Here is a 9683-nt window from a genome sequence, read left to right as displayed (position 1 = left end):
GGCGCGGCGGCGGGGCCCCCGCCGGGCGCGGGCGCCCGGGGTGGTGGGGGGGGCGGCCCGCGGCGCCGGGGCCGGGGGGGGGGGCGTCGGCGGCGGCGGGGCGGGCGGCGCGGGCGGCACGGGGGCCGGGCTCGGCGGCGGGGTGGGCACCGGGGTGGGGGTGGGCGTGACGACCGGCGTCGGCGTCGCACTGGGGGTCGGGGTGGGCGTCGGCGTCGGAGTGGGCCGGGGCGTCGGGGTCGGGGTCGGCGTGGGGCTCGGCGTCGCGGTCGGCGACGGCTTCGGCGAGGGTGACGGCGACGGCTTGGGCGACGGGCACGGGTGGTGGTGCGTCGGCTTCGGCGGCCACGGCCTGGTGGGCCAGGGCCTCGGGGTCGCCGTCGGCGGGTGCGGGTGGTGCAGGATCCCGGAGAGGTCGACGTCCACACCGACCGCCACGTCCACGTCCACGTCCACCTCGACGTCCCGGCCGGCCCCGACCGCGACGGCCGCCCCGGCGGTGACACAGGTCCCGACGACCGGCCCGTGCGGGTGCCCGCCACCGTGCTGGGCGGCCGTGGAGCGGGCCCCGGCCGAGCCGCTCAGCAACGCGCAGAGCGCGGCCACACCGGCGGCCGCGCCGGCCAGCCGGATCCGTCGCACCCGGGGGCCGCCGGCCGTGCCGTGCCCGGCCGCGACGGGCGCCGGGCTCCGCTCCGCGGTCACGACGGCCCTTCCATCGGTATCCGCCGGGGCGGCTGGGGCTGCGGCATGGGCTCCGTGCACCTCTCGTGTCGGCAGGAGGTCGGCCGCGCCGGGAGGAGGGCCGACACCGGAAGGCCCGCCGCGAGGGCGGGCCTTCCGGCATCCGGTGAAACGATCATGCGGTGGACCGGGTTACGCCCGGCCCTGGGCGGGCCCTCCGGGGACGGCCCGCCCGAGCTGCTGCGCCTCAGCGGCGCCCGTGCGCGATCTCGACGTTCTCCAGCACACCCACCGCGTCCGGAACCAGGATCGCGGCGGAGTAGTAGGCACTCACAAGGTAGGAGATGATCGCCTTCTCGTCGATGCCCATGAACCGGACGGACAGGCTCGGCTGGTACTCGTCCGGAATTCCGGTCTGGTGCAGGCCGATGACGCCCTGGTTGTCCTCGCCGGTACGGATGACCAGGATCGAGCTGGTGTTCTCCTTGCTGATCGGGATCTTGTTGCACGGAAGGATCGGAACGCCGCGCCACGCCGGCACCTGCTGCCCGCCGAGGTCGACGTGGTGCGGGTAGAGCCCGCGCGCGTTCAGCTCGCGGCCGATCGCGGCGATGGCCCGGGGGTGGGCGAGCAGGTAGTCGGGGTCGCGGCGGCGGTTGAGCAGCTCGTCGAGGTCGTCCGGGGTGGGCGGGCCGGAGTGGGTCTGGATCCGCTGGTCGAAGTCGGCGTTGTTGAGCAGGCCGAACTCCGGGTTGTTGACCAGCTCGTGCTCCTGGCGCTCGCGCAGGGCCTCGATGGTCAGCCGCAGCTGGTGCTCGATCTGGTTCATCGGCTGGTTGTAGAGGTCGGCGACCCGGGTGTGCACCTTGAGGATCGTCTGGGCGACGCTCAGCTCGTACTCGCGCGGCTTGAGCTCGTAGTCCACGAAGGCGCCGGGGAGCTCGTACTCGCCGTGGTGGCCCGCGGACATGGCGATCTCGGCCTCGCCGCGCTCGTTCTGGGCCTGGAGCGGCAGGGCCCGGAACGCCTCGATGTGCTCCTGGAGCGCGGTCGAGTCGTCACGGATCCGCTCGAAGTCCCGGCGGGCCAGCGACAGCACGGTGCCGGCGGTCACCGTCTTGGCGGTGAACTCCCAGACGGCGGCCGGGTCCAGCACCGCGTGCTCGCCGAAGCGGTCACCGTCACCGAGCACGCTGACCACGGTCTCGTCACCGTACTTGCCGGTGCCGATCTGGTTGATCTTGCCGTGCGCGATCAGGTAGATGCGGTCCGCGGGCTCGCCGCGCTCGGCCAGTACCTCGCCCGGGCCGAAGTCGCGCTGCTCGCAGCGGTCGGCCAGCGCGGTCAGCACCCCCTCGTCCTCGAAGCCGCGCAGCAGCGCGAGTTCGCCGAGCTCCAGCGGGATGACCCGGACCTCCGAACCGGTCTTGATGAACTCCACCCGGCCGTCGCCGACGGTGTAGGTCAGACGGCGGTTGACCCGGTAGGCGCCACCTGCCGCCTGCACCCAGGGAAGCACCTTGAGCAGCCAGCGGGAGGTGATCTCCTGCATCTGCGGTGCGGACTTGGTGGTCGTCGCAAGATTGCGGGCAGCGGCCGTCGTCAGGCTGGACTGCTGGGCCACCTGCGGTGTCTCCGGGGTGGTCGTCTCCACGGACATCGGCAGGGCTCTCCTTTGTGTGATCGGGTCACGCCGACCCGCCGGACGACCGGCGACAGCCGGGGAATCCATTTCGACGGATCATCAGATACGCGTATCGGTTGGAGTGTTGGTGGCCTTCGCGATGCGGTGCGCCCCGCTCGGGCGATCCACCGGAACCCTAGATCACCAAGGCCCGGGCAACCCCGCAGCGCAACCAAGCGCCCCCCGATAGGGTGAATCTCTCCGATCGGAAGGTTTGAATCCGAGAACCGTGTGCGACCGGGGCCACGCGTTCCTGTGCATGCGAATCACCCAGACGTAGGAACGATTCACCCCACCCGAACGGAGGGGCGCGAAAGCCCGCGCCCCAGCCCGCGGGGCGCGGATCAGTCAAACGCTTGTTCGAGCTTCGAACACAGTGCGATTACGGGTCCGCCACGGGCCCGGATCAGACCAGCGCAGGCTCCTCGGCGAACCACGGCTCGGCGGTGAACCACGGCCGCCGCTCGAACGACGCCGGCCTCAACTGGTCGAACCAGGTGGCCCGTTCGTCGTAGCGGGCGAAGAACGGCAGGCCCACCCGGTCCGCCTCGCGGGCCTGGAGGAACCGGCAGACGAAGACCCGCTCGCCGCCGATCTCCGCCACCCCGTCCACACAGACCTTCCCCGGGCCGGCCGACATCACCGGCCCGCGCGCCGTCCGCTCCAGCCCCGACACCTGCCGTACGGCGTCCCGGTAGATCCCCACCGCCCGCGCCAGCGGCACCTCGAAGTAGGAACTGGCCCCGGTGTCCCGTTCGACGAACAGGTAGTACGGGGCGATGCCCAGGCCCACCATGTCCCGCCAGAGCGCCGCCCACACCGCGGGATCGTCGTTGACGTGCCGGATCAGCGGCGCCTGCGCCCGGATCACCGCGCCCGTCGAGCGGATCCGCGCGACCGCCGCCCGCACCGCCTCCCCGGCCAGCTCGCGGGGGTGGCTGACGTGCGCCATCACCGCCACCTGCCGGCCGGCGTCGACCGCGCGTTCGAACAGCCGCAGCAGGTCGTCGGCGTCCGGGTCGGTGGTGAACCGGTGCGGCCACCAGGCCAGCGCCTTGGTGCCCAGCCGGATCGTGCGCAGGTGCTCGGTGCCGGGGCCGAGCAGCGGCTCGACGTAGCCGGCCAGCCGGGCGGTGGACATGATCAGCGGGTCGCCGCCGGTGATCAGCACGTCCGAGACCTCGCGGTGGGCGCCCAGGTACTCCAGCGCGGTCGCCGGGCCCGGCAGGCTCTGCCGCAGGTCCGGCTCGCCGACGAACTGCGCCCAGCGGAAGCAGTAGCCGCAGTAGGCGTGGCAGCTCTGCCCCTGCGCCGGGAAGAGCAGCACCGTCTCCCGGTACTTGTGCTGGAGCCCCGGCACCGGGCGGCCGTTCAGCTGCGGGATGTTCTCCTCCAACTGCCCGCCCGGGTGCGGGTTGAGCGCCCGCCGGGCGGACGCGACCGCCTCCGCCAGCCGCTCCTTGGGAGCGCCCTCGGTGAGCAGCGCGGAGATCCGCTCGAAGACCTCCGGCGGGAGCATGTCCCGGTGCGGGAAGGTCAGCCGGTACATCGGGTCGTCCGGGACGCGGTCCCAGTCGATCAGTTGGTCCAGCACGTGGTTGTTCACCTTGAACGGCAGGACGGCCGCGACCACCGCGATCTCGTGCCGCAGCCGCTCGTCCGCCCCCGCGAGCTGCGGCAGCCCCGCCAGCCGGTGGCCGGGGACCGCGCGGAGCTTCGGCCGACGGCCGCCCGCGGGGTCGTCGTTCACGCCCTGGTCTTGTACGGTTCGCACCCGCGTCACCCTTCTCCCGGCCGCTCCCCGCGGCCCTGCGGGCAGCCTAACCTTCAGGTCTTGACCACTCGTCAGGGGGACCTGGCGATGGGGTGGTTGAGACCACTCAGGGGTTCGGAGACGGCCCTCTCGGCGGGTTCGGGGAGCGCCGTGCGGCGATCCACCACAGGCCGCTCACCACGACGGACAGCGCGATCAGCACCAGGGCCATGACCGGCCAGCGGCTGTCGGCGAGCCGGACGTCGGCGACCAGCAGCACCCCCACCGCCGCGAGCGGGACGAGCAGTGCCAGCAGCACCCGGCCGACGGCGGCGACCATCCCCGGCGCGGCCCGGTCCCGGGAGGCGCCGGGCCAGTCGGCGGGCTCCCCGCCGAAGTGGAAGGCGACCGCGCGGGCGGCCAGCCGGTCGGTGGCCCGGTTGTAGGAGAAGGCCATGTAGGGGAGCCAGATCAGCGGGGCGACGGTGCCCACCAGGAGCACCAGGACGAGCAGTCCCCAGTCCACCGCCGTGCGCCAGCGGGACGGCGGCGGGACGACGTCCTCACTGGTCAGCCCGAGCAGGCGGGCCATCCGCCACAGCAGCTCGCCGAACCCCCGGAAGCGGCCGGTCCGGCCCGGCCTGGGCGGCGGGCCGGCCGCGAGGGCCCGCTCCGCGGAGGCGAGGTCGGGATGGGCCCCCTGGAGCACGAGCAGCTCGGGGGCACGGGCCCGGGCCGTGGGGTCCTTGCCGGAGAGGGCGGCGAGTTCCAGCATCAGCTGTCCCTGGGCCAGCAGCGCGGTGCAGAAGGCGAACGGGGCCATCCAGAGGAAGGGGCCGGCGACGAAGGCGCCCTCGCTCTGGCTGACCCGCCGGGCGTGGTCGACGGCCCGCCGGGCCAGTTCCGGCTCGGAGGCCTCCGGGTGGGACGCCCGCAGCGCCGCCACCCGGCGGGCGGCGCGCGGCCCGCGGTGGCGCACGGCGAAGGCGGCCAGCAGCTCGGGCATCCGGGCCGGGTGGGCGCGCATCGAGCGCATCAGCTCGGCGACGGGGGCGCCCCCGGCACCCCCGCGCTCGGCGTCCCCGGCCAGCTCGGAACTCCCGGGCCGCCCGGCTCGCTCCGGGTGCCCGGGGTCCGGGTCCGTCGTTGGGGCCACGTCCGTCCCACCGCTCCGCCGCACGCTCCGGCCGGACCCGGGCCGGCGGCGCGCCCGGGCCTCCTCCCAGCGTAGGACCCGAGGGGCGGCCCCCGCCCGTCAGGCGATCTCGAAGCCCTGCCGGACCCGGTCGAAGCGGCCGGCCGCGAGGTCGTCGTGGGTGATCCAGAAGGACACGTTGACGCACTCGCCCCAGTCGGCGTCCAGGACGCCGCTGTCGATCTGGAGCAGCGGGCGGTGGCCCTCGGGTCGGCCGGTGTCGGTGTCGCACCAGCCGAGCACCCGGACCGCGGGGCGGGGCAGCTGTTCGGCGAGGTCCTGGGCGAGGTCGAGGGCGACCAGGAAGTCGTCGGGGAACAGCCGCTCCAGCTCGCGGTCCTGGTAGGACGGCGCGGACAGCGCCCGGGCGGCCCCGACCGGCACGGCCGGGACGGCGGGCGTGCCCCGCTCGGCGGCCGGCGCGGGCCGGGGCGGCGCCCCGGCGGGCACGTGCAGGACGCGGCAGCCCCGGCCGGTGAAGTCGGCGAGCCACTCGTCGTGGAAGAAGAGCAGCAGTCCCTCGGCGGGCAGCGGCCAGCCGCCGGTGTCCGGTCCGGCGGCCCCGAAGGCCGCGGCCAGCGCCGCGCAGTCGAGCTCGGCGAGCAGTTGCATCGGGCGGTCGGCGTACTCCGGCCAGGCGGTGCCCTCCGGCAGGGCGGGCAGTCCGCCGAGCCGCCCGGCGGCGCCCCCGCCGTCCGCGCCGTGCACCGGGTCGAGGACGAGGGAGGAGCGGAACAGCCCGTGGACCAGCGGTGCCAGCCGCTCACCGGCCCGGGCGCGGATCAGCTCCGCGACCTCTCCGGGTATCGGCGGCGCGCCCTCTCCGGACGCGGTCACGGGGCTGTCGGTGGTCACGGGATCGGCCATGCGCCAAGCCTGCCACGGGGGTCCGACAACGCCGGTCGCGCCCGGGACGCCGAAGGCCCCGTCAGGTGCCGCTACGGGGGCGACCGGCACCTGACGGGGAGTCACGGAAGGGAGTGGGGAGCGGACGGTCAGGCGCAGACGACCTCGTTGCCGGGGACCTGGAAGATGCCGGAGTCGTTGGCGGTGCCGTTCGCGTACTCGTAGTAGAGGTAGGTGTAGAAGTCGATCCGCGCGCCGTTGCCGCAGACCGAGTCGGTGCCGATGGTGTAGGTCAGGGTGACCGTGGTGGTGGCGCCGGCCGCGACGGGGACGGAGTGGTGGACCAGGCCGTTGGTGGCACCGGTGTCACAGCTGGTGACATTGCCGCCACAGGAGGAGAAGGCGTACTTCAGGCCGGTGTTCAGGGTGGTGGCGTAGGTCGGCTGGATGGACTCGTAGACGAAGTGGGCGGGGGTGTCGTGCGAGTTGGTCAGCGTGAGCGTCAGCGTGACGTTCGAGCCCGGGGTGGCGGTCGTCTTGTCGACGGAGACGGACAGCAGCGGGGTGCCGGCCTGGGCGGGGGTCGCCGACAGCAGGAGGGCGACGATGAAGGCGAGGACAGCGGGGAGGCCGAGGCGGCTCAGAGATGAAGTGCGCATGACCAAGGAGCCTAGGCCGCCGCCCGGGCACCGGCGGCGTGCTCCGCACCGGTCCGTACCGGCATATGACCGGGGAGCGGACGCGGGGGCCATTACCTTCCGGTTCCCCGCGCGGCCGGGCGGCCGGAGCCCTACCCTCCGCGCCCGCCCGCGCGTGGGACCGGCCGTTCCGGGCGGCCGCTCCCGCCCGTCAGAGCGGTGGCGGCAGGATCGCGCAGAGCGCCTCCAGCGCCGCCGGGTAGGCGTGGTCGGGCGGGGTCGCGTAGCCGACCACCAGACCGTCCGCCGCCGGCATCGCCTCCGGTGCGAGCAGCGGGTGCCGGAAGTCGGCCAGACCGTCCAGGGCCAGCCCCCGGTAGGCGGCCGCCTTGAGCACCGAGCGCTCGGTGCCGGGCGCGAGCCGGAGCACCGCGTGCAGTCCGGCGGCGATCCCGGTGACCTCGATGTGCGGGGCCCGCCCGGCCAGCGCCTCGACCAGCCGGTCACGGCGGTCGCGGTAGCGCCGGCGCATCCGCCGCACGTGCCGGTCGTAGCCGCCCGAGTCGATGAACTCCGCCAGGGTCAGCTGGTCCAGCGCACTCGCCCAGCCCTCGCGCTCCCCCTTGGCGGCGAGCACCCCGTCCACCAGGTGGTCGGGAAGCACCATCCAGCCCAGCCGCAGGGCGGGGCTGAGGCTCTTGCTCGCCGTCCCCAGGTAGACCACCCGCTCCGGGTCCAGGCCCTGCACCGCACCGATTGGCTGCCGGTCGTAGCGGAACTCGCCGTCGTAGTCGTCCTCCAGGACGAGGCCGCCGCGCCCGCGTGCCCAGTCGACCACGGCCGCCCGGCGGCCCGCGTGCAGCGGTCCCCCGGTCGGGAACTGGTGGGCGGGGGTGAGCAGCGCCGTACGGGCCTCGGGGTGGTCGGCCAGGGTGCCCACCCGCGCGCCGTGCTCGTCGAGCGGGAGCGGGACGGTGGTGACCCCGGCGGCGGCCAGCAGGCCGCGGTGGAAGGCGAGCCCGTAGCCCTCGACGGCGAGCGGGCCGGTGCTCCGGGCGGGGAGCACGGCGCGCGGGCCGTCGAAGAGCAGTCGCAGCGCGTGGGCGAAGCCGGAGCAGACCACGATCCGGTCCGGGTCGGTCCGTACCCCGCGGGCCCGGGCGAGGTAGTCGGCGAGGACCTCGCGCAGTTCGCGCCGGCCCTGCGGGTCGCCGGGTCCGAAGGCCTCGTTGGGCGCGGCGGTGAGCGCCCGGCGCCCGGCGGCGAGCCAGGCGCCGCGCGGGAAGGCGGCGGCGTCGGGCCGGCCCTGCCGCAGGTCGTGGGCGGGGCGCGGGGGCCGGGAGGCTCGGCGGGCGCGGTTGGCGGCGGCGGGCTCGGCGCGTTCGGCGACGGCGGTGCCCGAGCCCTGGCGGGCGGTGAGCCAGCCCTCGGCGACCAGTTCGGCGTAGGCGTCGGCGGCGGTGTTGCGGGCGATGCCGAGGTCGGCGGCGAGCGTGCGGTAGGGCGGCAGCCGGGTGCCGGGGGCCAGCCGGCCGCTGCGGATCGCCTCGCGCAGGGCGGCCATCAGGGCGGACCGGCGGCTGCCGGCGGCGGGCAGGTCGAGGTGCAGGTCGGTGCCGGACGGGCCCGCGTCGGAGCGGGTGGCGGCGGTGGCGGCGTTCGCGTCGCCCGTCCGGCGGCCGGGGCGGTGGGCCGGCCGTGCGGCGGGGCGCGCCGGCTCGCCCGCTCCGGAGGGGCGGCGACGCGGTGTCCGGGGCGGATCGACCGAGGTGTCCGTCATGGTCACGCACCCTATCGCCGGGCCGGTGCGGGCCCCGGGGCCGGGTTCGCCGCCCCCGGGTCCGCGGTCCGCCGGACACGGCCGGTCCCCGCCTGTCGCCCGTCCGGCCGCCGGTCAGTCGATCCGGACCGAGTTGACGATGTACGAGCGCACCTCGTTGCGGGTGCGCTCGGCGAGCGCCGAGTCGGTGGAGTAGGCGCTGACGGTCAGCCAGACGTTGCCGGACTGCGGGACGCAGACGACGGTGGCGATGACGTCCGCGGTGCCGCCGATCACCTGGTAGTCGCCGTCGCCGGCGAGGTCCCAGACCTGGAAGCCCTGGCGCAGCAGCGCGGTCTGGGCCAGGCCGAGGCAGTCGGCGAGGGTGTCGTTCTTGGTGAAGGTGCCCCAGTGTGCGTACATGCGGGTCTCCCGTTCGTGCCGTGGTGGCGGCGGGGCGGCCCGGGCCTGTGCGGTCCGGGCCGTCGCCGTGCATCGAGCGTCGGGGAGGGGCCGTCCCGGGCGCACGGGGCCGGGGTCCCGTTCCGGCCCGGCTCCGGGGCGGGACAGCGCCGGGACAGGGGCGGGACAGGGCGGCGGAGCGGGCGGGGGGCGCCAGACGGGTGGCCCGGGCGGGTGGCGGCGCTCCTGCATCGGTGTGCGTTTCCGACTGCGATCGGGTGATCGGGTGGTCGGATTATGTCTTCTTCAGCGTGTCGGCTGGCTATTCCTTCGGCATGACCAACACCAGGAAGTACCTGCTCGCCGCCGGTCTCAGCGCCGCGCTGGCGGTCCTGTCCGCCGGTCCCGCCTTCGCGGGCGACTGCGACGAGTACGGCCACCACAAGCCCCAGCACCACAAGCCCTCGCTCCCCGCCGACTACTCCTCCTTCGGGGGTGGCGGTGGCGGCGGCACCACCTGTATCAACGAGGGCGGTGCCACCGCCAACGGCGTGGTGGCCAACTCTCCGGGCGTGCTGTCCGGCAACCAGATCCAGATCCCGATCAGCATCCCGATCAACGTCTGCGGCAACGGCCTCTCCATCCTCTGACCGCCGCCCGCATCGGCTTCTTGCCCTGTGCCTGCACCCACAGCAGCTCGACGGCGTACGAACCGGTGCCGA

General features: G+C 75.0%; 8 protein-coding genes and 1 pseudogene. 1 reads left to right on the top strand and 8 read right to left on the bottom strand.

The features are described 5' to 3' along the window. The 8 genes and pseudogenes from ACFU74_RS33610 to ACFU74_RS33575 all read right to left on the bottom strand — a co-directional run. A pseudogene (locus ACFU74_RS33610) lies at window positions 1-319 on the bottom strand (hypothetical protein); the annotation flags it as partial. Between the two features lie 612 nt (window positions 320-931). Then, window positions 932-2344, bottom strand: a complete 1413-nt coding sequence (locus ACFU74_RS33605; RefSeq protein WP_380763739.1) for a family 2B encapsulin nanocompartment shell protein — start codon at window positions 2342-2344, stop codon at window positions 932-934. A gap of 430 nt (window positions 2345-2774) precedes the next feature. Beyond that, window positions 2775-4118 (bottom strand): KamA family radical SAM protein, encoded by a 1344-nt coding sequence (locus ACFU74_RS33600; RefSeq protein WP_380763737.1) that lies wholly within the window; start codon window positions 4116-4118, stop codon window positions 2775-2777. Window positions 4119-4248: 130 nt separating this feature from the next. Next, window positions 4249-5277, bottom strand: coding sequence for a hypothetical protein (locus ACFU74_RS33595; protein WP_380763735.1), 1029 nt, complete (start codon window positions 5275-5277; stop codon window positions 4249-4251). Window positions 5278-5376: 99 nt separating this feature from the next. Further along, entirely contained in the window at window positions 5377-6183 is an 807-nt protein-coding gene (locus ACFU74_RS33590) for a DUF1963 domain-containing protein (RefSeq protein ID WP_380763733.1), read from the bottom strand. Between the two features lie 128 nt (window positions 6184-6311). Continuing rightward, window positions 6312-6821, bottom strand: a complete 510-nt coding sequence (locus ACFU74_RS33585; protein ID WP_380763731.1) for a hypothetical protein — start codon at window positions 6819-6821, stop codon at window positions 6312-6314. 190 nt (window positions 6822-7011) lie between these two features. Further along, window positions 7012-8580 (bottom strand): PLP-dependent aminotransferase family protein, encoded by a 1569-nt coding sequence (locus ACFU74_RS33580; protein ID WP_380763729.1) that lies wholly within the window; start codon window positions 8578-8580, stop codon window positions 7012-7014. Window positions 8581-8694: 114 nt separating this feature from the next. After that, a complete protein-coding gene (locus ACFU74_RS33575; protein WP_380763727.1) occupies window positions 8695-8982 on the bottom strand; it encodes a hypothetical protein in 288 nt (95 codons plus the stop codon). A gap of 314 nt (window positions 8983-9296) precedes the next feature. On the opposite strand from ACFU74_RS33575, the gene ACFU74_RS33570 reads away from it, so the two are divergent. Continuing rightward, window positions 9297-9611: a chaplin family protein gene (locus tag ACFU74_RS33570; RefSeq protein ID WP_380763725.1), complete on the top strand. Its 315-nt coding sequence runs from the start codon at window positions 9297-9299 to the stop codon at window positions 9609-9611. Window positions 9612-9683: the final 72 nt, after the last annotated feature.

The organism is Kitasatospora sp. NPDC057500 (genome assembly GCF_042802195.1).
GTDB lineage: Bacteria > Actinomycetota > Actinomycetes > Streptomycetales > Streptomycetaceae > Kitasatospora.
The sequence above is the reverse complement of the archived record's forward strand: the minus strand, read 5'-3'. Positions and strand labels throughout refer to the sequence as shown.

Coding starts and splice junctions, on each gene's coding strand:
- ACFU74_RS33570 (WP_380763725.1), top strand. CDS start 9,297: ATGACCAACACCAGGAAGTACCTGCTCGCCGCCGGTCTCAGCGCCGCG.
- ACFU74_RS33590 (WP_380763733.1), bottom strand. CDS start 6,183: ATGGCCGATCCCGTGACCACCGACAGCCCCGTGACCGCGTCCGGAGAG.
- ACFU74_RS33575 (WP_380763727.1), bottom strand. CDS start 8,982: ATGTACGCACACTGGGGCACCTTCACCAAGAACGACACCCTCGCCGAC.
- ACFU74_RS33585 (WP_380763731.1), bottom strand. CDS start 6,821: ATGCGCACTTCATCTCTGAGCCGCCTCGGCCTCCCCGCTGTCCTCGCC.
- ACFU74_RS33580 (WP_380763729.1), bottom strand. CDS start 8,580: ATGACGGACACCTCGGTCGATCCGCCCCGGACACCGCGTCGCCGCCCC.
- ACFU74_RS33605 (WP_380763739.1), bottom strand. CDS start 2,344: ATGTCCGTGGAGACGACCACCCCGGAGACACCGCAGGTGGCCCAGCAG.